Source organism: Cupriavidus taiwanensis (assembly GCF_900249755.1).
Classification (GTDB): Bacteria; Pseudomonadota; Gammaproteobacteria; order Burkholderiales; family Burkholderiaceae; genus Cupriavidus; species Cupriavidus taiwanensis_D.
Map to the genome: position 1 here is coordinate 516,679 of NZ_LT976854.1, position 23,586 is coordinate 540,264.

The following is a 23,586-nucleotide window of genomic DNA, read 5'->3' on the forward strand; positions in this document are numbered from 1 at the left end:
TTTCACTCCCTGCTCAAATACCCGCGAGGGCAAATACCATGACTGCATTGCACGCCATCCCCGACATCCGCCATGAAGCGCTGCGCATCGCCGGCGAAAAGATCTACCGTGAAGACGTGATCGAGGTGACCTACCCGTACACCGGCGAAGTCATCGCCACCGTGCCCAGGGCCACGCTCGACGACGTGCGCCGCGCCTACCGCATCGCGCGCGATTACCAGCCCACGCTGACGCGCTACGAGCGCTACAAGATCCTGATGCGCGCCGGCGAGATCATCGCCTCGCGGCTGGACGAGATCTCGCGCACCATCACGCTGGAATCCGGGCTGTGCCGCAAGGATTCGCTGTACGAAGTGGGCCGCGCCTCCGACGTGCTGCTGTTCGCCGCCAACCAGGCGCTGGTCGACGACGGCCAGGTGTTCTCGTGCGACCTGACCCACCACGGCAAGAGCCGCAAGGTCTATACGCTGCGCGAGCCGCTGCTCGGCGTGATCACCGCGATCACGCCGTTCAACCACCCGCTCAACCAGGTCATCCACAAGGTGGCGCCGGCGGTCGCCACCAACAACCGCATGGTGCTCAAGCCCAGCGAGAAGACACCGCTGGCGGCGTACATGCTGGCCGATATCCTGTATGAAGCCGGGTTGCCGCCGCAGATGCTGTCGGTCCTCACCGGCGACCCGCGCGAGATCGCCGACGAGATGCTGACGAACGCGGACGTCGACCTGGTGACCTTTACCGGCGGCGTGCCGATCGGCAAGTACATCGCCGCCAAGGCGACCTACAAGCGCCAGGTGCTGGAACTGGGCGGCAACGACCCGATCATCGTGATGGAAGACGCCGACCTGGAAGAAGCCGCGACGCTGGCCGCCAGCGGCTCATACAAGAACTCGGGCCAGCGCTGCACGGCGATCAAGCGCATGCTGGTGCATGAAGCCGTGGCCGAGCGCTTTATCGAACTGCTGGTGCAGAAGACCGAGGCGCTCAACTACGGCGACCCGATGGACCCGAAGGTCGACATGGGCACCGTGATCGACGAGGCCGCGGCGATCCAGTTCGAGAAGGTGGTCAACGAGGCGATTGCCGCTGGCGCGACGCTGCGCTACGGCAATATCCGGCGCGGGGCGCTGTATTCGCCGACGGTGCTGGATCATGTGGATCCGGAGATGACGGTGGTGAAGCATGAAACCTTTGGGCCGGTGTCGCCGGTGATTCGCTTCAAGGATATCGATGATGCGATCCGGATTTCGAATGGCACGGCGTATGGGTTGTCGTCGTCGGTTTGTACTAACCGGCTGGACTACATTACGCGCTTTGTGCGGGAGCTTAGGGTTGGGAGTGTCAATGTGCGGGAGGTGCCGGGGTATCGGCTTGAATTGACGCCTTTCGGGGGGGTCAAGGATTCTGGGTTGGGGTACAAGGAGGGGGTGTTGGAGGCGATGAAGAGTTTTTGTAATACGAAGACGTATTCGTTGCCGTGGTAGGTTTTTTTGTCCTGGGGGGTGGTTGGTCGCTGTTGGTGACATGCTGTCGGCGTTTGAACCGCCTGGTTCCGCCCTGCTGGGCGGGTCACTTTTTGTCCGAGCGACAAAAAGTAACCAAAAAACGCGTCGCCTGTGCGGCTGGCAATCAATTTCACGGCGTTGGTGGTTCTCGCGGTGGTGATTTCCCTTTAGCGTGGGTGCTCGTTCGACCCTGCTAACGCTATGTGAGTTAGGGGCAACGCCTTCGATAACCGACTATTGAACGATCCCAAACTAGGGCGTAGGCAGCCTGCTGCTAGCCGCATCGCGGGGACGCCTACGGCTGCTGCGCAGGCAGTATCTCAGGTCGGTGGCCCAGGCACGGAACGCGTCGCTGCGCTCGCTTGGCGCTCGAGCGCGCCCCGCCGGCGCCGGCGCCCGCGCCCGCATCCACTACCACTGGTTTGCTCCCCTCTCCCGCCTGCGGGAGAGTAGCCCGCACGCTGGCCATGCCGGCTTGCTCCCAGTCACCGACACGTCGTCCCCGCGTAGGCGGGGACCCAGTGTCTTTGAAGCGCAAGTGCTTCTCAAAGTCGCTGGGTTCCCGCTTTCGCGGGAATGACGGTGGTCTTTGATTCGTTGGTGGCACTACCCAAATCAAAGGCTTAGCGAAGGTTCCTGGGTAGGGGCCGGGGGAGAGGGCGGGAGCCTCAACGAAGTGGGGCCTTCCCAGCAAAACAGCCCCCGGCAGCCGCGGCCTGCCAGCGCCAAGCGAGCGCAGCGACGCGTTCCATGCCAGAGCCCACCCGCCGCGATAGGACCGGCGCGCAGCGCAGCCGAAGGCGTCCCCGCGTTGACGCCAGCAGCAGGCTGCCTACGCCCTGGTTGGGATCGTTCAAAAGTGGGTTATCGCAGGCACCACCCCTAACTCACATAGCGTTAGCAGGTTCGAACGGGCACCCACGCCAGACGGAAATCACCACCGCCCGAACCACTGACGCCGTGGAATTGATTCCCAGCCGCACAGGCGACGCGCTTTTCGGTTACTTTTTGGCGCTCGGCCAAAAAGTGACTCGCCGGCTACGCCGGCGAAACAGCCGCGCCTGCCAAGAGCGGCAACCTGTCGCATGGCAACAAGCCATCAGCCGCCCACCACCCTCAAACACCCGCCACCAGAACCGCCCCACCTTCCCCAACCGTGCCACGCAAAACCCCCGGCACACCCCCCGGTGCCACGCACAACAACGCATTCATCTGCACCAACTCCCGCAACACATCCAAATGCAACCCACTAGTCTCCACGCTCGCAGCCCGCCGCTGCGCCACCCGCGCAATGTGCCGCGCCATGAAGCGCTCGGCGCGTGCCTGGAACTCATTTGCGCACTCCCGCAGCAATCCCGCCGCTTCCCGGTCGTTGGCAACGAACAGCGACATCCTGGTCCGCAAGTTCGCCACCAGCAGGTCGCACAACTCGAGCAATTCCCCGCTGCCCTCGTCCGAGAACCGGTAGTTGCGGCTCAGCTTGCGCTGGTCCAGGTCCGCCAGGATCCGCTCGACGATATCGCCCGCATATTCCAGGTTGATATTGACCAGCATGATCTCGTCCCAGCGCGCGCTATCGTCATCGTCAAGGCTGCCGGCATCGACATCCGTCAGGTACATCTTGACCGACGCATAGAGGTCGTCGATCCGGTCGTCCAGCGCGCGGCAGCGCGCGTTGATGACGCGGTCGTTGCCGGTCACCGAGAGCTTCATGCCGCTGAGCATGTCCTCGATCACGTCGCCGATGCGCACGACTTCGCGCGTGGCGTTGCCCAGCGCGACGGACGGGTGCCGCAGGTCGTTCTGGCTCAGGTAGCGTGCGCCGCCGGGCGCGGCGTCGTCGTGCGCATCGGGCAGCCAGCGGTTGCACAGCGACGCCACCGGCTTGACGAACCAGATCAGCGTTGCGGCAAGCGCCACGTTGAATGCCATGTGGAAGTCGATGGCCATGGTCGCGGCGCTGCTGCCCAGGCGGGAAAGCAGCCACGGCATGGCGTCCAGCAGCGGCAGGAAGGCCAGTATCCCTGCCACCCGGAACATCAGGTTGGCGAGCGAGACCCGCCGTGCGGCCGGGGCGCTGCCGGAATTGGCGAGGCAGGCGATCAGGCCGCTGCCCAGGTTGGCGCCGAGCACCAGCGGCAACGCGGTGGCCGGGCCGATGACGCCGCCCACGGCCAGCGTTGCGGTCAGCAGGACCGCGGCCAGGCTGGAGTATGCGAGCAGGGCCAGCAGCGCGCCGATCACCAGTGCCAGCAGGGCGTCGTTGCCAAGCGAGGTGAAGATCGCGTGCACGATCGGCGCGTGCAGCAGCGGCGCGGCGTAAAGGCGGATCAGCTGCAAGGCCAGCGTGATCAGCCCCAGCCCGACGATGACTTCGCCAGCCTGTCCGCGCACGCTGGCCTTGCCGGACAGCCGCAGGGCAATGCCGGTGACCAGCAGCAGCGGCGAGAGCCACGAGATATCGACCGACAGCAGGCGCGCCATCAGGCTGGTGCCGACGTCGGCCCCCAGCACGATCGGCAGCGCCGCGGGCAACGACACCAGCCCGCCCGCGACGAAGGCGCTTGTCATCAGCGCCGTGGCGCTGCTGCTCTGGATCAGCGCGGTCACGCCAAGCCCGGCCAGGAAGCCGCGCGCGGGACTGGCCGTGCCCGCGGCGAGCGCCAGCCGCAAGCGCGGCCCCAGCAACGCAAGCATGCCGTGGCGCGTCACGTGCGCGCCCCAGATCAGCAGTGCAACCCCGGACATCAGGGAAAGCAGGATTTGCATGGCGCCGCTCCCCTTGTGTTGGTCGTCGGTCGGTGGCCGTCAGTCCGCGTGGTTCAGCGCCAGCCGCAGGATGTCGAAGTTGCGCAGCCGCTGGCCGGCCGGCACGCTGACCTTGCGGTTGAACAGCAGCGGCACCTTCTGCTCGGACAGGCCGCCGTGCGAGCGCAGCGGCGCATCCAGCCCGCTCAGGTCATGCCGCGCCGGCGTGGTGCCGAGCACGGTCAGCCGTTCGCTGACCACCACCAGGTCGCCGATGCGGTCGGGCGGCAGTTCGAAACGCTCGCTGGCGGCGCGCTTGTCCAGCACCAGCTCGATGCCGGGCAGCGCGGCGATGGCCTCGTGCACCGCGCGCTGGTCGGTGCCGGCGGGCAGGTAGACGGTGGCATACGAGCCCAGCGCGCCGTGGTGGGCGACATAGGGGTCGGTGATCGGCAGCAGCACGCGCGTGGCATCGGTGCCGAAGCGCTGGTCCAGCACCTGCTGCAGGAACAGGATATTGGCCTTGCCGAGCGCGTCGGTCTTGGCGTTCATGCCGTGGTCGGCGGTCACGCCGATGACCGCGCCGAGCGCGTCCAGGCGCTGCAGGTAGCGGTCGATCATCGCGTAGAAGGCGTTGGCCTGCGCCGTGCCCGGTGCGTGCTTGTGCTGGACGTAGTCGGTGGTGGACAGGTACATCAGGTCGGGCCGCTCGGACTCCAGCAGGGCCACGCCGGCGGCGAACACGAACTCCGACAGGTCGGCGCTGTAGACCGAGGGCAGCGGCATGCCCACCTTGCGCAGCACGTCGTCGATGCCGTTCTCTTCGATGGTGGCCTGGTCGGCTTTCTCGGCCGAGAAGCAGATGCCCTCAAGACCGTGGCCCAGCAGCGCGCGCAGCTTGTCCTTGGCGGTGACCACGGCGACCCTGGCGCCGGCTTTTGCCGCGGCGGCAAGCACGGTCGGCGCGCGCAGGTAGCGTGCGTCGTTCATCAGCACCTCGGCGCCGGCCTCGGTGTCGTAGAAGAAGTTGCCGCAGATGCCGTGCACCGACGGCGGCACGCCGGTCACGATCGACAGGTTGTTGGGATTGGTGAACGACGGCACCACGCAGTCGCCGCTCAGCACGGTGCCGCGCGCGGCCAGGCTGGCGAAGAACGGCGTCGCGCCGGCCTGCACCGCCAGGTTGATGTACTCCTGCTCGCAGCCGTCGATGCAGACGATGACGGTGGGGCGGGCGGGGAACTGGTAAGTGTGGCCGTTGGCCTGGATCGGGGTGCTCATGGGGTCTCTTTGCGCAGGATTTGTGACGAGGATTTGCCTGAGATCGATGCTAAGTTAAGCGATAAACTCTCACAAACGAGTTTATTTTCCAGATCCTGTCAGGAAATCTCACAATGCCGCACAAGCTGCCCCCACTCAACGCCCTGCGCATCTTCGAGGTAGCCGCGCGCGCCGGCAGCTATTCGGCCGCCGCGCGCGAGCTGAACCTGACCCATGGCGCGGTCAGCCGGCAGATCGAGATCCTGGAGCAATGGCTGGGGCAGCCGCTGTTTATCCGCCAGGGCCAGCGCATGGTGCCGACCGTCCACGCGCAGGCCTTCGCGCGCGAGATCAGCACGGCGTTCGACCAGATCAGCGCCGCGTCCGAGCGCTATGGCCGCATCGCCACGCGCAAGGTGGTGCGCGTCAACGCGCCGGCCACCTTTGCCATGCGCTGGCTGATTCCGCGGCTGGATGATTTCCGGCGCCTGCAGCCGGAGGTCGACGTGAGGGTCTCGACCGCGTTCAGCAATGAGGCCGGCTTCAACGGCACCTTCGACGTGGCGATACGGCGCACGCTGGAGCGCGGCGAGCAGTTCGAGTCGATGCCGGTCTTTACCGAGTACCAGACCGTGATCGCCAGCCCGGCGCTGCTGCGGCAGTTGCCGCTGCAAGGCGTGGAAGACCTGGTGGAGGGCGTGTTTCTCTACACGGAGACGCGGCCGGGCAGCTGGGAGTCATGGCTGCAGCAGGCGGGGCATGCGTCGCTGCTGCCGGTGCGCACGCTGCGCTTCGACCATTTCTTTGTCACGCTGCAGGCCGTGGCGGACAGCCTGGGCTTTGCCATCGGCACGTTCCCCACGCTGGAGGTGGACCGTGCCGGCGGGCGCATCGCCACGCCGTTCGGCGCGATCCGCGCGCCGGGCAACACCTACCATGCGCTGGTGCCGCGCGATGCCGACAAGCCGCTGCACCTGCGTGCCTTCCTGGAATGGCTGCAGCAGCAGGGCGCGGCCGCGGCGCAGGGGTAGCTGAGCGGGGCGCGCCCGCGCGTGACGTGATGAGGGGAGGCGTGGCGCGAGCCCGCGCTGCGGACCCGCGCCGGCCGGCGCTCAGGCGCCGTCGAGGAAGGTGCTGCGCTGGCCCAGGCGCGTGCCGAGCGCATCGGGCGCCAGGCTCATGCTGGCGGGGTCCACGGCCGAGACCGTGCCGCCCGCCAGCGACGGATCGGACGGCGCCGCGGCCATGCCGGGCTGGGCCGGGGGCACGGGGGCTTGTGCATAGCTGCCGCCGGCGGCCGGGGCGGCCGGTGCCGCGGGTGCCATCTGCGCCGACGGGGCCGCAGGCATCGCCTGCACGGGCTGCGCGGACGGCATCGGCTGGGCGGGCTGCATCGGCTGCATCGGCTGTGTCATCGGCATCGGCTGGCTCGGCTGCAGTGGCTGGGCCTGCTGCGCGAACAGCGGTGCGGCCGCGATGATCGCACCCGCCATGACCAGGGATTTCGCCAGATGTTGCTTCATTCGTGTACCTCCTAGAAACGCCTACAGGCAAGGGAAAGGCCACTGTAGCAACGGGGCACCTGACATTCTGTTTGTTTTTGCAACGGTCGTTAACCAGCCTTGCCATCGCGCGCAGGGCAGGTTATTTGCGCACGCGGGACAGCGTCATCGTCTGGCCAGGCGCTTCAGCGCGGCCGGGTCCAGCAGTTCGATCTGGCGGTAGGCGCGGCGGATCAGCCCTGCGTCCTGCCACGCCTGCAGCGTCTTGGCCACGGTCTGGCGCGAGCGGCTGACCATGTCGCCCAGCTCTTCCGCGCTGATGCGCACCACGTGGTCAGTGCGGTCGGCCAGCTCCAGCAGTCGCGCCGCCATGCGCGCGTCGCTGGGCGCCTGCGCCGCGCTTTGCGCGTGGTCGAAGGCCACCCGCAGCCGCGCGCAGATCTGCTGCACGATCAGCTGCATGCCTTCCGGATGCGTGGCCAGGATGCGGTGGAAATCGCGCTGGCCCAGCACCAGCAGCTCGGTGTTGCCGACCGCGAAGGCGTCGTGCGTGCGAGGCTTGCCGTCCAACAGCGAGATCTCGCCGAACCAGCGCCCGCGCCCGATCACGGAATACACCGACTCGCGCCCGCCGCTGCTGACGCGGCTCATGCGCACGCGGCCGGACACCACCATGCAGAAATACGTGGGCGGATCGCCGCGCGCGAAGATCATCTCGCCGTCGCCAAATCGCTGGCGGCGTGCGGCATGCGCCACGGCATCCAGCACGCGCGCCGGCGCGTTGCGCAGCCAGCCGCTGGCCAGCACGCTGCGCGGCAGCGCGCGCACGGGCTCGTCCCTGCCCGCGGCTCTCTTTCCCTGACCCTTCACATCGCTCTCCTTGCCGGAGCCGAGATTGTCTAACACTTAACAGACTTTGGCGCCGGTCGCCGGGACAATGCAGCGAATCAATGACCCACATGCCCCCGGGAGGCCCACATGGCGCAAGTCCAGCTCGTCGAAACCGCAGAAGACTGCATCAAAGACCGCGTCTCCGACGCCGAATGGCAGATGCGTGTGGACCTGGCCGCCGCGTACCGGCTGGTGGCGCACTTCGGCTGGGACGACCTGATCTTCACGCATATCTCGGCGCGCGTGCCCGATGCGCCGGACCAGTTCCTGATCAACCCGTACGGCATGATGTTCGACGAGATCACCGCGTCGAGCCTGGTCAAGGTGGACCACCACGGCCAGCCCGTGCTGGACACGCCGTATGACGTCAACCCGGCCGGCTTCATCATCCACAGCGCCGTGCACGAGGCGCGCCCGGAAGTCGGTTGCGTGATGCACACGCATACCGCGCACGGCGTCGCCGTGTCCGCGCAGCAGGACGGGCTGCTGCCGGTGTCGCAGCAGGCGATGTTCGCGCTGACCGGGCTGGCCTACCACGACTATGAGGGCGTGGCGCTGCGCGAGGACGAGAAGGCGCGGCTGGTGGCCGACCTGGGCCGCTGCAAGCAGATGATCCTGCGCAACCACGGCCTGCTTACCTGCGGGCGCACGGTGGCGGACGCGTTCCTGACCATGTACACGCTGGAGTCGGCGTGCCGCATCCAGATCCTGGCGCAGAGCGGCGGCACGCCGCTGACGCGGGTGCCCGAATCCGCCAGTGCCAACATGGGCCAGCAGGCGCGCCAGGCCACCAAGGGCAAGGGCTCGAACCTCGCGTGGCCGGGCCTGCTGCGCCGCCTCGACCGCATCAACCCCGACTACCGCAACTGATCATGGCCATTCTCGTTCACCTGCCGTCGTTCATGGCGGTTCCCATCACCGCCTTGCTGCGCGAGGCGGCGCCGGACATCACCGTGTGGAACGGCCGCGAGGCCGCGGTCGCGGAACAGGTCGAGGCCATCATCGCGTGGGGCCTGAAGCCCGGCGTGGTGCCGGCCTATCCGAACCTGCGGCTGGTGTGCGCCGCCACCGCCGGCGTCGACAAGCTGCTGGCCGCGCCCGACCTGCCCGCGCATATCCCGGTCACGCGCATCGTCGACCCGGGCCAGCAGGCCGGCATTGCCCGCTTCGTGCTGGCGATGGCGCTGCGCCATACCCGCTCGCTGGGTCTGTACGCCGAGCAGCAGCGCCGCGGCGAATGGAAGCGCCATGCGGGGCGCGATGCCGCGCAGTGCCGCGTGGGCGTGCTGGGGCTGGGAGAAATCGGCAGCGAGGTGGCGCGCATGTTTGCCGCCATCGGCTACCCGGTCAGCGGCTGGAGCCGTGCCGCCAAGCATCTGCCGGGCGTGACCGATTTCACCGGCGACGACGGCCTGGACGCGATGCTGGCGCAAAGCGACATCCTGGTCTGCACGCTGCCGCTGACGCCGCGCACCGAAGGGCTGCTCGACCGGCGCACCTTGTCGCGGCTGCCCAAGGGGGCGTACTTCATCAACGTCGGCCGTGGCGAGCATGTGGTCGAGCCCGACCTGGTCGCGCTGATCGACGAAGGCCACCTGGCCGGCGCGGCGCTGGACGTGTTCGCCAAGGAACCCCCGGCAGCGGACGACCCGGTCTGGAACCATCCGCGCATCGAAGCCACGCCGCATATCGCCGCCGATCCGTCGTACCCGCTGGTGGCGCAGCAGTGCATTGAAAACCTGCGGCGCGCCCGCGACGGGCGCGCGCTGCTGAACCTGGTGGACCGGCAGGCCGGGTACTGAGGCCGGCGCGGCTAGGTCACGGTCACGTCGGCGGTGCCAGCCGCCACTTCCAGCAGCCTTGTGCTGGCGGTGGCCGGCAGTGCCGGCGCCGTGCCGCCGGCGAGCGGCTTCAGGGTGTGGAAGGTGCAGCTCAGCTTCTGCGGTGTCAGCGTGACCAGCGCGTAGCCCTCGGCGTTGGTGTCGGCATGGCGCAGCCACGGGTTGAAGGCGCGCAGCGTGGCATCGAAGGTATTGACGATGGTGCCTCCCACGTTGCTGTAGATCAGCTCGCGCAGCGCGGCAAAGGCGGCATCGGTATCGACCACGGTGCGGAACGAACTGAGCAGCGTGTTGCTCGACAGCCCGGCCGTGACCAGGTCGACCATCACCGGCGCGGGCGCCGCGGCATCGTAGTCGTCCATCACCTGCCCGCCGAAGAAGGCGTGGATATCGCCGCTCAAGGCCACCACGTTGCGGATGCCGTTGGTCTTCAGGAACGCCATCAGGTTCTTGCGCTCGGCGTTGAAGCCGTCCCACTGGTCGGCATTGAGGATAAAGCGTTCGAGCAGCGTGATCGCCGGCAGCCGGGCCTCGATCAGCGGCTTGATGTTGGCGTCGAACGCGGCGCTGTCGATGCCGGCCTGCACCAGCACGTTGCGCAGCGCGGTATAGGCCAGGTTGACATAGGTGCCGGCGGTGCGCGCCGCGCGCAGGTCATCGGCCAGCGCGTTGGCGATCGCCGTCTCGAGCGAGGCCAGCGCGTTGTTGGCCGCCACCAGCGCGCGCGCGATCAGCCGTGCCACCGCCAGCGGCACGTCGACCTGCATGCGCAGCAGCGACAGCTGGTTGCCCCACAGCTTCCACGTCGTGGCGTCGGCGCCGATGCGGTCCTGCCACCATGCGCGCTGGGTGTCGCCCAGCATCGACACCGGCGTCAGCGCATTGCCGGCGGCGGCGATCTTCTGCGCCTCGGCCGCGGCCAGCGTGGCCGTCGGCACGAAATACAGGCTGCCGATCGAACGGCCGACGGATTGCTCGGGAATGATGTGGTCGGCGCGGTACAGGCGCTCGTCGGTCATCAGCAGCGTGGCCAGGTTGCCGAAGGTAAAGGCGCGGTAGATCTGGATGTTCTGGAACGACGGGTTGTTCTGGTCCAGCGTGACGTCGGCCGGCATGAATTCGAACCAGGCCTGGCTGGCGGCGCGCCGGCGCGCGGTGCGCGGGGTCTGGTCGTCGGCGATGTTGTAGGTCTGGCGGTCCTGCCAGCCATTGTCCGAGAACTCGTGGTCGTCCCAGATCGCGATCATCGGGAAGGCGGCATGCAGCGCCTGCAGGCGCGCGTCGCTGCGGTAACTGCGGTACAGGTAGCGGTAGTCGTCCAGCGTGGTGGCGTAGACGCTGCCATCCGGCAGCGCGGTGCCGTTGGGCAGCTGCAGCGCGGTGTGGCGGTCTTCGACGTTGCCCGCGCGCGAGCCGCCCGGCACGGCTTCGTAGATGTAGTCGCCGACATGGACGATGAAGTCCAGGTCCTGCTGCACCAGCTCTTCCATGCCGGCCCAGTGGTTGGCGTTCCAGTCCTGGCAGCTGACAAAGGCAAAGCGCAGCTGCGCCAGCGGCGTGCCGGCCGCGGCCGCGGTGCGCGTGCGGCCGGTGGTGCTGGGGCGGTTGCCGAGCAGGAAGCGGTAGAAGTAGCGCGTGCCCGGGCTCAGGCCGGTGACCTTGTTGCGGATGGTGTAGTCCCAGTCGGGCAGCGCCATCAGCGGCTGGTTGACCAGCAGCGTGGGCGGCGCGAAATCCTGCTGCGTCGACACCTGCAGCCGCACCACCACCGGCCGTTTGCCGTTGGCCCCCTCCACGCGGGTCCACACGATCACGCTGTCGGGGCGGGGGTCGCCCGACGCCACGCCATGCACGAAATTGAAGTTCTCGGGGTTGCCGGTATCCGGTTCCGGCGCCGGATCGTCATCGCCACCGCCGCAGGCGCTGAGCCCGCCGGTGGCCACGGTGACGGTCAGGAAGCTTCCCCACTTCAGAAACTGGCGGCGGTCCATGGCGCTCCTCCTGTTGTTGCTGTCGTTCCATGCAGCGCGCAGCCGGTCCCGGATGCCGCTTGCGGCACCGGTTTTTCGTGGGGGCGTGCTGTTTTTCTGAATCGATACTAGTGGCTGGGTGGCGCGCTCGCTGTCGGTGAGGCTCCGACATCGATATAGGAAGAAGTCGACTGTCTGGCGACCTCTGCGCCTCACGGCAGCGCGGCGCGCCAGCGCTGCCCGCGCACGGCGGCGAGCGCCAGGCCGAAGGCCAGCGCCACCATCGCGCTGCCCAGCCACGGCGTCTGCAGCAGCGCGCCGTGGTCCACCATCACGCCGCCGACCCCCGCGCCCAGCGCCACGCCCACATGCATCGCCGCCACGTTGATGCCGATGCGCGCGTCCGCGTCAGCAGGTGCCTGCCGCACCAGGAAGTTCTGCACGATCGGCGAGACCGACCAGCTGAGCGCGCCCCACACCAGCAGCGCCGGCAGCAGCAGCCAGGCCGAGACCGCGGCCAGCGGCAGCGCCGCCATCGATACGCAGAACGCCGCCGGGCACGCCAGCAGCGCGCGCGCCGCGCCGATGCGGTCCGAGCACCAGCCGCCCAGCCAGGCACCGGTAACGCCGGCGACGCCGAACGCGGCGTAGCACGCGGTGAGCGCGCGCGCATCGGCGCCAAGGTGGGCCTGCAGGTAAGGACTGAGGTAAGCGAACAGCGTGAAATGCCCGCCGATCATCGCCACCGACACCAGCTGCGCGCACAGCCCGCGCGGATCGGCCAGCGCCTGCCAGTACCCGCGCAGTGACGCGGTGCGCCGCAACGGCGAGCGCGGCAGGCCGCGCCACAGCAGCGCCGCCGGCAGCAGCGCCAGCACCGCGAGCGTGCCAAACACCGCACGCCAGCCGGCCCACTGGTCCAGCACCATGCCGGCCGGCACGCCCAGCACCAGCGAGCCGCTGATGCCGGCAAAGACCAGGCCGATGGCGCGCCCGCGGCTCGCAGGCGCGGCCAGCGCGGTGGCCAGCATCACCGCGAGCTGGATCACCAGCGCGCAGCTGGCGGCCATCAGCACGCGCGCGCCGAACAGCACGGCATAGCCGGGGCTGGCCGCGGCCACGCCGTTGCCGAGCGCGAATACGCCAAGCGCGGCCAGCAGCAGCGTCTTGCGGTCGCCGCGCGTGAGCAGCGCCGAGGCCAGCAAGGCGGTGACGGCGAAGACGGCGGAGAAAATGGTGGTGAGCTGTCCGGCGGACGCCAGCGAGACGCCCAGGTCAGTACTGAGCGAAGGCAGGATGCCGATGCAGATGTTCTCGGCGATGCCAGCCAGGAATACCGTTGCCGTCAGCAGATAGACGCGCCTGTCCACGATGAACTCCCGTCGGATGGACGGCCGCGGCAGGGGCGCTGCGGCCGTGGGTCGGCGGGTTTCGAGGCAAGGCTTCGGTTATCCCAGGAGCCGCCACCTTACGACAGTCGCGGCGAACCGGCAAGAGGCCGGGTTGCTCCCCTCTCCCGCTTGCGGGAGAGGGGGCTGCATCTGCGATGCTGACCTGGCTCAAGCACCGACACGTCGTCCCCGCGCAGGCGGGGACCCGGTGGCTTTGAAGCGCTGGCGCTTCTCAAAGTCGCTGGATTCCCGCTTTCGCGGGAATGACGGAGCGGGATCTGCTTGCCTGGCAAACGGCTAGCGGGAACGGCGCCGGCATCAATCGACAGTAATGTGGTTAGCCTGTATCACCTTGCCCCACACCCCCACATCCGCGCGCACGGTCTGCGCGAACTGCTCCGCGGTCTTCGGCGGCGCCATGCCCATGTTCAGCTGCAAAAAGCGCTCGCGCATCGGGGCCTCGGACATCAGCCGGTTCACCTCGGCATTGAGCCGCTGCACGATCGCGGCGCTGGTGCCGGCGGGCGCGAACAGGCCGTACCAGCTGTCGGTGTCGAACGGATAGCCCTGTTCGGTCATGGTCGGCACCTCCGGCGTGGCCGGGGCGCGGCGCGTGCCGCTGACCGCCAGCGCGCGCAGCTTGCCGGCGCGGATCAGCGGCAGCGACGACGAGGTATCGACAAAGGCGGCCTTGATCACGCCGCCCCGCAGGTCCGCCAGGATCGGCGCCACGCCCTTGTACGGCACGTGGCGCAGCTTGATGCCGGTCTGCAGGCCCAGCGCCGCCATGGTCAGGTGGCCGCCCGAGCCGATGCCCCATGAGCCGTAGTCGTAGGCATCGGGGTGCTTGCGCACATGGTCGACGAATTCCCTGAGCGTGCGCGCGGGGAAGTCGGGCGTCACCACCAGGAAATTGCCGCCCGCGCCGATCTGCGCCACCGGCACCAGGTCGCGCAGGCCGTCATACGGCAGCCTGGGCTGCAGGGTCTGGTTGATCACCACCGCGGCGGCATAGGTGAACAGCAGCGTGTAGCCGTCGGGGCTGGCCTTGGCCACGGCATCGTTGCCGATGATGCCGGTCGCGCCGGGCTTGTTGTCGACCACGATGGTCTGGCCCAGCGCCTTGCCCAGCGCTGCTGCCAGCGTGCGCGCGAACAGGTCGGTGCCGCCGCCCGGCGGCGCCGGCACCACCAGCCGGATCGGGCGCGCGGGCCAGGCGTTGCTGGCGTAAAGCGGACTCCCCGCGGCGCCCAGGCCGAGCGCGGCGAGTCCGCGCAGCAGCGCGCGCCGGCGCGGATCGGGCAGCGGGGTGGCGGTAACGCTGGCACGTGCCATGTTGTGTTTCATGCGGTCTTCCTAGTGCAGGCCGAAGTTGTCCGCCGCTTCGCTCTCCAGCGCGTCGGCGGCGGCGCCGTACAGGCTGCGCGACACATAGCTGCGCACCTGGGTGGCGCGCTGGCGCAGCCAGGCGGCCTTGAGCCGGCGCGCCTCGCGCACGGAGGGGGTGTCAGCGGGCGCCAGCGCCAGCACGTCGATCACGTGCAGCGCCAGCTGCGTGTCGCCGCGCGCGGCCAGCGCCTGCGCGTGGCGCAGCAGCGCGCCGTGGTCGGCCACGGCGGCGGCGATCTCGGCCGCGGCCTGCCGCGGCGGCGCCGGATGCAGCGTGGTGGCGTTGCGGTCCCACCAGCCGTTCTCGGAGCGGTAGATGTCGCGCGCGATATAGCTCGGGTCGCCGTAGGTGGGGCACATCCAGGGCTGGTCGAACAGCGCCGCGGGCGGCTGCAGCGCGGCCAGCATCTGGCGCTCGTTGCAGCCCGCGTTCATCAGCCGCACCACCTCGGCGCGCAGCCAGCGCAAGGCGCGGGCGGTGCCGCACAGCACGCGCTGGCATTCGGCCTCGCCGTGCACGGTGGCGCCGAACTCGCGCACCACCGCGCGCGGCTGCAATGCCGCCAGGCGCTCCAGCGTGTCGGCCCAGCGCACGGTGTCGCGCAGGGTGCGGAACGGGGTGCCGATGTTCGGGATCGAGTCGATCACCGCCGGGCCGCCGTAGAGCAGCCGCCGGCCAGGCAGCCACACCGCCACGGCATCGTCGGTCTCGGACGGCGCCCACAGGATTTCCGCGCGGCGCTCGCCGCGGCCCAGCGTCAGGCCATCGGCAAAGGTTTCGGTGGGTTCGAAGTGGACCAGCTTGCCCGCCAGCGCGCCGGCCGGCTGGCGGAACTGGATCTCGGCCATGCGTTCCTGCATGCGCTGGGTCTCGCGGTAGCGCGCCTGGCGCGCCAGCACGTTGACATGGGCCAGCACGCGCGGCGCGGGCTCGCCGCGCGCGGCGGCGTGGTCCAGCCATTGCTGCAGGCCGGCGTTGTAGCCCATATGGCCGTGGCTGTAGCAGATCGCCAGCACCGGCAAATCGCTCTGTGTGCGCAGTGCCTCGATCATGCCGCGCGTGACGCGCCCGCCCGGGCCGCTGTCGACCACCAGCAGGCCCTCGCCCACGTCCGCAACGAAGCTCTGGCCTTGCCCGTGCAGCAGCCAAACGCCGTCGCCCGCGCTGTCGATCCCCGTGCCCGTGACCAGCGCCGCTGGCCGGTCTTCGATGTCCTGCATGCTTGCCTCCCTGCAATCCGGTTGGTGTCCGGTGCCACTGTCAGGCAAGAAGGCGCTGCGCAGGGATTGGGGAAAATCCCGCCGCGCCGCGCAGCACCGGCCGCAAAGCCAGCGCCGGTGCGGCACGGCAGGGGTTTGGGAATTTCAGATGTAAACCACTGGTTAGCACCGTGCCGGTACAGGCAGTTCCCGCGAGGCGCGCGCTGCGGTAGCGCGCGCTCAGGCGGGGCGGCGCAGCGGGCTGTCGGGGAGTTGCGTCAGGTAGTGGACTTCGCGCCGCAGCTGCGTGGCGAACTGGGCGGCGACCGGCGTCATCGGCGAATCGGCGCGGTAGATCAGGCTGACCGTGTGGCTGGGCAGCTGGTCTTCGATCGGCAGCGGCACCAGCCCCGCGGCGGCGAGCTGGCCCGGCACCAGCTGGCGCGGCAGCATGCACAGCAGGTGCCGGTCCTGCAGCAGCGACTGGATCATGCCGATGGTGTCGCAGCGCACCGCCACGCGCGGCAGCGGCAGGTCGTGCGCGCGGAAGGCGTCGAGGATGGCGGCGCCGGGGCCGTGCATGCGCTGGCCGGTCAGCACCCAGTCCGAGCCGATCAGCTCGCGCAGCCGGCGCGCGTGCCGCAGCGGATGCTCGCGATGCGCCACCACCACCGAATCGTTGTTGTAGAGCGGCTCGCAGGTGAACTCGCGCTCGATGCCCTCGTCCGGCACCGGGCTAACCGCCATGTCCATCACGCCCGCGCGCAGCTCGTCCAGGTGGGACGGATAGCCGCCGCTGTCGATGCACACCAGCACGTCCGGATGCTGGACCCGGAAGCGCGTCAGCACCGCCGGCAGCAGCAGGTGCGCCGGGCCGCCGGCGGCGCCCACGCGCACCACGCCGTTGCGCGCGCCCAGCATCTGGCTCATTTCGTCGCTGGCCTTGCGCGCCTCGGTGGCGATCAGGCGCGCGCGCCGCAGGAAGGCCTCGCCATAGCGCGACAGCACCACGCCGCGGGTGGTGCGGGTCAGCAGCGGCACGTGCAGCTCTTCCTCGAGCTGGCGGATGCTCTTGGTCAGTGCCGGCGCCGATACCTCGCGGGCACGCGCGCCGGCGCGAATGCTGCCGTGCTCGGCCACGGCGATGAAGTCCTGGAGTTGGCTCAGGCGCATGGATGGTCCCCGTTCAGACGTTGCCCAGGGCGCACAGCATAGCGGCAATCCGGCGGCCTCGGGATAACCCGGGGTGCTAACCCACGGTTTGCACCGCAGCCGTTCTGAGATCTGCCGTGATGCGCGGTGCGCGCGCATGATCGCTGCACATCGACGCAAACCGCCGGCCGCGCCGGCATCTTCGAGGAGCGCAAGCGCATGGCAATGCAGCAAGACCTGCCGCTGGCAGGCATACGCGTGGCGGAGTTCGGGCAGTTCATCGCGGCGCCGGGCGCGGCCATGATGCTGGCCGACCTGGGCGCCGACGTGGTCAAGGTGGAGGCGCTGCGCGGCGACAGCGCGCGGCGCTTTGACGGCACCAGCCCGCAGAGCCCGATGTTCCTGGCCTACAACCGCGGCAAGCGCGGCATCGCGCTGGACCTGCGCAGCGCCGGCGGGCGCGACGCCGCGCGCCGGCTGGCGCTGGCCAGCGACGTGGTGCTGCACAACACCCGCGCAGGCGTGATGGAAGCGCTGGGGCTGGACGCGGGCACGCTGCGCGCGGCGCGTCCCGACCTGATCCACGCCTCCATCAGCGGCTTCGGCACGCGCGGGCCGTCGCGCACGCGGCCCGGGCTGGACATTGCCGCGCAGGCCGAGAGCGGCATGATGTCGGTGACCGGCGAGGCCGGCGGGCAGCCGCTCAAGGCCGGCTTCGCGCTGATCGACGCCGCCACCGCGCTGGCCGCCGGCAACGCCATCCTGGCCGCGCTGTTCCGGCGCGGGCGCACCGGCGCCGGCGCGACCATCGAGACCTCGCTGCTGTCGGTGGGCGTGCAGCTGCAAGCCCAGCTGTGGGCCGAGTACCAGTGCTCCGGCGCGCTGCCGGTACGCAGCGGCAACAGCCAGCCCAAGGCCGCGCCGGCCGCCGACGTGATCGCGGTGGCCGACGGCCATATCGTGCTGTCGGCGTATCTGGACGAACACTGGGCGCGGCTGTGCCAGGCCATCGGCCAGCCCGCGCTGGCGCACGACGCGCGCTTTGCCAGCAATGCGCTGCGGGTGCAGCACCGCGCCGCGCTGCTGGCCATCCTGCACGACGCGCTGCGCCACCTGAGCGGCGATGCCGCACGCGCGCTGCTGGAGCGCCACCAGGTGGTGGTGGGCGTGGTGCGCGACTACCACCAGGTCAAGACCAGCCCCGACGTGCGCGCCAGCGGCATCCTGCGGCCCGTCGCCGACGGCGAGGGCGGCCAGCTGGAGCTGCCCGGACTGCCCTTCACCCTGGCGGGACTGCCGGACGGCGGACTGCCCGCGGTGCCGCGGCTTGGCCAGCATACCGCCGAGGTGCTGGCGGAACTGGGCTACGGCGCTGCCGACATCGAGGCCATGGCCCGTGCCGGCAGCATCGGCGCGGAACACGTCGAGCAGGAGGCAGCATGAACGCGCCGCAGCCTGCCGTCCTGCTGCTGCGCCACGCCGGCTGGGCCGAGCTGGTGCTGAACCGCCCGGCGCGCCGCAATGCCATCGACATGGCGCTGGCGCGCGCGCTGGGGGATGCCATCGAGACCCTGGCCGCCGACGACAGCGTGCGCGCGGTGCTGCTGCGCGGCGCCGACGGCGGCTTCTGTTCCGGCCTGGACCTGCAGGCGCTGCAAGCCGAAGCGGGCGGGCTGGCCGCGTTCGCGCCGGTGTGGGAGCGCGTGCACCAGGGCTTGCGCCAAAGCCGCAAGGCCTGGGTGGTGGCGCTCGAGCGCCATGCCATCAATGGCGGCGCGGCGCTGGCGCTGGCCGGCGACCTGCTGGTGTGCGGCGCCGGCGCCTTCCTGCAGATCGGCGAGATCCGCCTGGGCATGGCCGCGCCGCGCAATGCCGAATGGCTGGCGCTGCGCCATGCGGAAGCCGTGGCCGCGCGCCTGTGCCTGCTGGGCGACCGCGTGCCCGCGCCGGAGCTGCTGCGCCTGGGCATCGCCACCGAGGTGGTCGACGACACCCAGGTGCTGGACCGCGCGCGCGGGCTGGCCGCGACCATCGGCGGTTTTCCGGCAGAGGGCGTGGCCACGATCAAGGGCGGCATGCGCGCGGCCACGCTGGCGCGCAACCACAACGCTTGAGGACACACGCTATGACCGATTCCCTCACTACCGGATTTGCCGACGACGACCGCTCGCTGCAGGCGTTCCGCACCGAAGTGCGCGACTTCGTCGCGCGCGAACTACCCCATGCCGTGCGCGAGAAAGTCCGCCTCGGGCTGGAAGTCAGCAAGCAGGAACTGGTCGACTGGCAGCACCGGCTGGCCGCGCGCGGCTGGCTGGTGCCGCACTGGCCCGCCGCATGGCAGGGCTGCGACTGGAGCCCCGAGCGCCGCGCCGTGTTCCAGGAAGAGCTGGTGCTGGCGCACGCGCCCGAGAGCGGCGGCATCACCTTCGAGATGATCGGCCCGATCCTGATCCGCTACGGCACGCCGGCGCAGCAGCAGTATTTCCTGCCGCGCATCCTGAACCAGGAGCACTGGTGGTGCCAGGGCTATTCCGAGCCAAACGCGGGCTCGGACCTGGCCTCGCTGAAGACGCGCGCAGTGCGCAAGACCCGGCCCGACGGCACCGAGGTCTACGTGGTCAGCGGCAGCAAGATCTGGACTTCCTACGCGCAGTACGCCGACTGGATCTTCTGCCTGGTGCGCACCAATACCGAGGCGCGCGCGCAGCAGGGCATCAGCTTCCTGCTGATCGACATGCGCAGCCCCGGCGTGAGCGTGCGGCCGCTGGTCGGCATCCATGGCTGGCACCTGTTCAACCAGGTGTTCTTCGACGAGGTGGAGGTGCCCGTCGGGAACCGCGTCGGCGACGAGAACGCCGGCTGGTCCATCGCCAAGTCGCTGCTCGAGCATGAGCGGCTGAACCTGGCGCGCGTGGCCGAGAACCGCCGCCGGCTGGCCAAGGTGCGCGCCATCGGCGCGGAGCTGGAAGAGGGCGGCCAGCCGCTGCTGCAGCGCCCGTGGTTTGCGCGCCGGCTGCTCGCGCTGGAGGTGCGGCTCGAGGCGCTGGCGGCCACCGTGCTGCGCTTTCGCCGGCAGGCGCGCGCGGGCCAGGCGCTGGGGCCCGAGACCGGCATGCTCAAGCTGCTCGGCAGCCGGCTGATCCAGGACATCGAGAACCTGGCGGTCGATGCATTGGGGCCGGGCACGCTGGCCTATGACCGCGCCGCGCACTTCGAACCGGCCGCGCCGGAACCGGGCCAGTCCGCGTACGCCGCCGCGGCGTCGGCGCGCCGCTTTGTCACGCGCGGCTACACCATCGCCGGCGGCTCCAGCGAGATCCAGCACGAACTGCTGGCCAAGCAGGTGCTGGGCCTGTAGCACTGCCCGCCACGGCGGCTGCAACCTCTGCATAAGGAAACGAACACATGAGCGATGCAACGGACGATCGCCGCATGCTGCGCGACAGCGTGCGGCGCTATGTCGAGCGCGGCTACGGCTTCGAGCAGCGCCGCGCCGCGCTGGCCGGGCCCGAGGGCTTCTCGCGCACGCACTGGCGGGCGTTTGCCGATATGGGCTGGCTTGCGCTGGGTTTGCCGCAAGCCTGCGGCGGCCTCGGCGACGCCGCGGACCAGGCGCTGCTGGCCGAGGAACTGGGCCGCGCCCAGCCCGCCGAGCCCTGGCTGGCCAATGCCGCGCTGTGCGCGCCGCTGCTGGCCGCTTGCGGCGATCCCGCCCACGCGGCCGCCGCGGCGGCGATGGCCGAAGGCGGCGCCATGCTGGCGCTGGCTGCCTGGGAAACGCAGGGGCGCTATGACGCCTTCGACGTCAGCACGACCGCGCAAGCCGGCGCCGCGGGGCAATGGACGCTGGACGGCCGCAAGACGCTGGTGCTGGGCGGCGGCAGCGCCAGCCTGCTGCTGGTGCTGGCGCGCACCAGCGGCCAGCGCCGCGACCGCCACGGCCTGACCCTGTTCGCGGTGCCGGCCGATACGCGCGGCGTCAGCGTCGAGCCGCTGCCAACCTATGACGGCCGCCAGACCGCCAGCGTGACACTGCGCCGCGCCGTGGTGCCGGAGCGCGCGCGCATCGGCCCGCGCGACGAGGCCTGGCCGCTGGTGGAGGCCGCCATCGACCACGCCACCGTGATGACCTGCGCCGAAGCCGTCGGCACCATGTCGCGCGCGTTCGACCTGACCCGCGACTACCTGGCGACGCGCGAACAGTTCGGCCGGCCGCTGACCGCCAGCCAGGTGATCCGGCACCGGCTGGTGGACCTGTACGTCAGCGTCGAGCAGGCGCGCGCCATCACCGAAGCCGCGGCCGACGCGCTGCAGCGCGATGCGCTGGCGCGCATGCGCGCGGTGTCGTACGCCAAGGCCTTCGTCTCGGAAGCGGGGCGTGCGCTGGGCGAAGACGCGGTGCAGCTGCACGGCGCGGTGGGCATGACCGACGAAATGGAAGTCGGCCACTGCTACAAGCGCCTGGCCGCGCACGCCAACCTGTTCGGTGACGCCGACTGGCACTACGAGCGGCTGGCGGCAATCGATCACGCGGCACAGGCGCAGGCCTGAGCCGGTTCAGAGAGGGCGCCCGGGCAACCGGCGCGCCCGCGGACGACACGCCGGCAACGTACCGGCATGCGCGGCCAATGCGCCGCAACGGAGACAGCAATATGAGCAGCCAGCACACTGGTGCCCGCAGGATGCGCGCCACGCGCGCGGCCCTGGCCGCGGCGCTGGCCCTGGCGGGCGCCGCCAGCGCGCACGCCGAGGCCGCCTACCCCAGCAAGCCGATCCGCATGGTGCTGCCGTCGGGCGCCGGCACCGTGACCGACCAGACCGCGCGGCTGGTGGCCGAGCGCCTGACGGCGGGGCTGAAGCAGCCGGTGGTGGTCGACAACCGCCCCGGCGCCAACGGCATCATCGCCAGCGAGACCGTGGCCCGCGCCGCGCCCGACGGCTACACGCTGCTGTTCACCTACGCCGCGACCATGACGGTGAACCCTTGGACCACGCCGTCGCTGCCGTATGACCCGGTCAGGGACTTCACCCCGATTGCACGCCCCAGCCAGCCCGGCGGCAACCTGCTGGCGGTCAGCGCCAGCGTGCCGGTGCATACGCTGCAGGAGCTGATCGCCTATGCCAAGGGCAGCAAGACCGAACTGGCCTACTGCTCGTGGGGCGTCGGCTCCGGCGGCCACCTGGCGATGGAATACCTGAAGGCGAAGGCCGGCATCCACCTGCGCCACATCCCATACAAGACCGCCACCCAGTGCAGCAACGACCTCGCCGCGGGCCACGTCACCATCGGCATTACCGATGCCATCTCGTCGGTGCCGCACCTGAAGTCCGGCCGCATCCGCGGCATTGCGGTGTCCGGCCCGGCGCGCCTGCTGACCGCCCCGGACGTGCCCACCATGTCGCAGCAGGGCGTGCCGTTCCAGCAGGCCAGCTGGGTCGCGATCTTCGGGCCCAGGGGCGTGCCCGCGCCCATCGTCGAGCGGCTCAACGCCGAGGTCAACCGCATCCTGCAGACCCCGGCCGACCGCGCCAAGTTCGCCGCGATGAACCTGCAGCCGGCCGCGCCGTCGAGCCCGGCGGATCTCGGCAAGCTGCTCAGCGCCGACCTGGCGGCATGGGGCGAGGTGGTGAAGGTGGCGGGACTGCAGGCGAAGTAGGGCAAGACACAACAACGAGGACGGGAGACAGAAAGCGTGAAGGCAACACAGTGGATGGCGATGGGCGTGGCCATGGGCGTGGTATTGGCCGCGGGCAATGCCGCAGCCGGCACCATGCAGTTGTTCGGCGTGGTCGACGCATCGGTCGAATACGCCAAGGGCTCGGACAGCGTGGTGCGCATGCGCGAAGGCCAGCAGGCCGCATCGCGCTGGGGCATCCGCGGCATCGAAGACCTCGGCGGCGGGCTCAAGGCCAACTTCCTGGTCGAGTCGGGCTTCAATATCGACACCGGCATGGAGTTCTTCGGCAACAACCGGCTGTTCGGGCGGCAGGCCTACCTGGGGCTGTCAGGCAACTGGGGCGAGTTCCGGCTGGGGCGGCAGTACACGCCGTCGTTCTATGCGCTGCTGCGGCTGGACCCGTTCCTGCTCAATGGCGCGGTGTCGCCGTTCAACCTGCTGAGCGCGACCGCGTCGCAGGGCACCGGACACGTCGCCTACGGCGCGCGCTTCGACAACGCGGTGCAGTACTTCTCGCCCAAGTGGGGCGGCTTTGGCTTCGGCGCGGCGGTGGCGCCGGGCGAGGTGCCGGGGTCGGCGCGCTCGGGGCTGAACTTCGGCATGAACGCAACCTGGGAGGCCGGCAACGCCTATGCGTTTTACAGCTACCAGGGGATGTATTCGGGCGCCAATGTGCCGGTGGAGCCGACGTTGACGTCGAACCATTTCGTCGGCGGCTCGTACCGCTTCAAGCCGGTCGAGATCGGCCTGCTGTTCAGCGCGGCCAGCAGCAACCGGCCCGAGACCCGCTCGGCACGCCATTACGGCGTGACCTTCAGCTGGAACGTGACGCAGCGCGACACCTTCAAGGCCGCCGCGCTCAGGCGCCAGATCCTGGGCGGCGGCCAGCGTCCGCTGGCGCTGACGCTGGGCTGGGACCACGACCTGAGCAAGCGCACCACGGCCTACGTGCGCGCGGTGCTGGTGCACAACAGCGCCGGCGGCAGCGTCAGCAACAACAGCATCGTGATCGATCCGGGCAGCGGGGATGATGCGAAGTCGGTGAGTGTGGGGTTGCGG

19 protein-coding genes are annotated in these 23,586 nt (G+C 69.9%); 10 read left to right on the forward strand and 9 right to left on the reverse strand.

The features are described from left to right. The first annotated feature begins 38 nt into the window (after positions 1-38). Complete coding sequence (phnY, locus tag CBM2594_RS18145) at positions 39-1,484, forward strand: phosphonoacetaldehyde dehydrogenase (RefSeq protein ID WP_116358209.1); 1,446 nt, start codon at positions 39-41, stop codon at positions 1,482-1,484. 1,137 nt (positions 1,485-2,621) lie between these two features. Here the strand turns inward: phnY and CBM2594_RS18150 are convergent. Both CBM2594_RS18150 and phnA read right to left on the reverse strand, forming a co-directional pair. Continuing rightward, the gene (locus tag CBM2594_RS18150; protein WP_116358210.1) at positions 2,622-4,274 is read right to left on the reverse strand and encodes a Na/Pi cotransporter family protein; all 1,653 of its coding nucleotides are present in this window, start codon (positions 4,272-4,274) and stop codon (positions 2,622-2,624) included. Positions 4,275-4,313: 39 nt separating this feature from the next. Next, a complete protein-coding gene (gene phnA / locus CBM2594_RS18155) occupies positions 4,314-5,534 on the reverse strand; it encodes a phosphonoacetate hydrolase (RefSeq protein WP_116358211.1) in 1,221 nt (406 codons plus the stop codon). Positions 5,535-5,647: 113 nt separating this feature from the next. Here phnA and CBM2594_RS18160 point away from each other — a divergent pair, with 113 nt between their 5' ends. Then, entirely contained in the window at positions 5,648-6,544 is an 897-nt protein-coding gene (locus tag CBM2594_RS18160) for a LysR substrate-binding domain-containing protein (RefSeq protein WP_116358212.1), read from the forward strand. An 81-nt stretch (positions 6,545-6,625) separates the two neighbouring features. Here CBM2594_RS18160 and CBM2594_RS18165 read toward each other — a convergent pair whose 3' ends face one another. Together CBM2594_RS18165 and CBM2594_RS18170 are read right to left on the reverse strand one after the other, a co-directional pair. Next, positions 6,626-7,036 (reverse strand): hypothetical protein, encoded by a 411-nt coding sequence (locus CBM2594_RS18165; RefSeq protein WP_116358213.1) that lies wholly within the window; start codon positions 7,034-7,036, stop codon positions 6,626-6,628. Between the two features lie 144 nt (positions 7,037-7,180). Next, positions 7,181-7,885: a Crp/Fnr family transcriptional regulator gene (locus CBM2594_RS18170; protein ID WP_116358214.1), complete on the reverse strand. Its 705-nt coding sequence runs from the start codon at positions 7,883-7,885 to the stop codon at positions 7,181-7,183. 108 nt (positions 7,886-7,993) lie between these two features. Between CBM2594_RS18170 and CBM2594_RS18175 the strand changes: the two genes are divergently transcribed. Together CBM2594_RS18175 and CBM2594_RS18180 are read left to right on the forward strand one after the other, a co-directional pair. Next, on the forward strand, positions 7,994-8,776 hold the full coding sequence (locus CBM2594_RS18175) for a class II aldolase/adducin family protein (RefSeq protein ID WP_116358215.1): 783 nt from the start codon (positions 7,994-7,996) through the stop codon (positions 8,774-8,776). Positions 8,777-8,778: 2 nt separating this feature from the next. Further along, positions 8,779-9,708: a 2-hydroxyacid dehydrogenase gene (locus CBM2594_RS18180; RefSeq protein WP_116358216.1), complete on the forward strand. Its 930-nt coding sequence runs from the start codon at positions 8,779-8,781 to the stop codon at positions 9,706-9,708. A gap of 11 nt (positions 9,709-9,719) precedes the next feature. Here the strand turns inward: CBM2594_RS18180 and CBM2594_RS18185 are convergent, their stop codons facing one another. The 5 genes from CBM2594_RS18185 to CBM2594_RS18205 form a co-directional block, all read right to left on the reverse strand. Further along, on the reverse strand, positions 9,720-11,738 hold the full coding sequence (locus tag CBM2594_RS18185; RefSeq protein WP_116358217.1) for an alkaline phosphatase D family protein: 2,019 nt from the start codon (positions 11,736-11,738) through the stop codon (positions 9,720-9,722). Between the two features lie 191 nt (positions 11,739-11,929). Further along, entirely contained in the window at positions 11,930-13,087 is a 1,158-nt protein-coding gene (locus tag CBM2594_RS18190) for an MFS transporter (RefSeq protein WP_116358218.1), read from the reverse strand. A 339-nt stretch (positions 13,088-13,426) separates the two neighbouring features. Further along, the gene (locus tag CBM2594_RS18195) at positions 13,427-14,455 is read right to left on the reverse strand and encodes a Bug family tripartite tricarboxylate transporter substrate binding protein (RefSeq protein ID WP_232346666.1); all 1,029 of its coding nucleotides are present in this window, start codon (positions 14,453-14,455) and stop codon (positions 13,427-13,429) included. A gap of 9 nt (positions 14,456-14,464) precedes the next feature. Continuing rightward, positions 14,465-15,718 (reverse strand): alkyl sulfatase dimerization domain-containing protein, encoded by a 1,254-nt coding sequence (locus CBM2594_RS18200; RefSeq protein WP_116358220.1) that lies wholly within the window; start codon positions 15,716-15,718, stop codon positions 14,465-14,467. A gap of 219 nt (positions 15,719-15,937) precedes the next feature. Continuing rightward, entirely contained in the window at positions 15,938-16,870 is a 933-nt protein-coding gene (locus tag CBM2594_RS18205) for a LysR family transcriptional regulator (RefSeq protein ID WP_116358221.1), read from the reverse strand. A gap of 198 nt (positions 16,871-17,068) precedes the next feature. Between CBM2594_RS18205 and CBM2594_RS18210 the strand changes: the two genes are divergently transcribed. From CBM2594_RS18210 to CBM2594_RS18235, 6 genes are all read left to right on the forward strand, one after another. After that, entirely contained in the window at positions 17,069-18,292 is a 1,224-nt protein-coding gene (locus tag CBM2594_RS18210) for a CaiB/BaiF CoA transferase family protein (protein WP_116359671.1), read from the forward strand. Beyond that, positions 18,289-18,963, forward strand: coding sequence for an enoyl-CoA hydratase/isomerase family protein (locus CBM2594_RS18215; RefSeq protein ID WP_116358222.1), 675 nt, complete (start codon positions 18,289-18,291; stop codon positions 18,961-18,963). Before CBM2594_RS18210 ends, CBM2594_RS18215 begins: the two co-directional genes overlap by 4 nt. 11 nt (positions 18,964-18,974) lie before the next feature. After that, the gene (locus CBM2594_RS18220; RefSeq protein ID WP_116358223.1) at positions 18,975-20,207 is read left to right on the forward strand and encodes an acyl-CoA dehydrogenase family protein; all 1,233 of its coding nucleotides are present in this window, start codon (positions 18,975-18,977) and stop codon (positions 20,205-20,207) included. A gap of 47 nt (positions 20,208-20,254) precedes the next feature. Then, complete coding sequence (locus CBM2594_RS18225; RefSeq protein WP_116358224.1) at positions 20,255-21,400, forward strand: acyl-CoA dehydrogenase family protein; 1,146 nt, start codon at positions 20,255-20,257, stop codon at positions 21,398-21,400. A gap of 101 nt (positions 21,401-21,501) precedes the next feature. Continuing rightward, positions 21,502-22,506: a Bug family tripartite tricarboxylate transporter substrate binding protein gene (locus CBM2594_RS18230; protein ID WP_116359672.1), complete on the forward strand. Its 1,005-nt coding sequence runs from the start codon at positions 21,502-21,504 to the stop codon at positions 22,504-22,506. Between the two features lie 66 nt (positions 22,507-22,572). After that, positions 22,573-23,586, forward strand: a 1,014-nt coding sequence (locus CBM2594_RS18235; protein WP_147310446.1) for a porin, incomplete at its 3' end; no start/stop codon positions are given.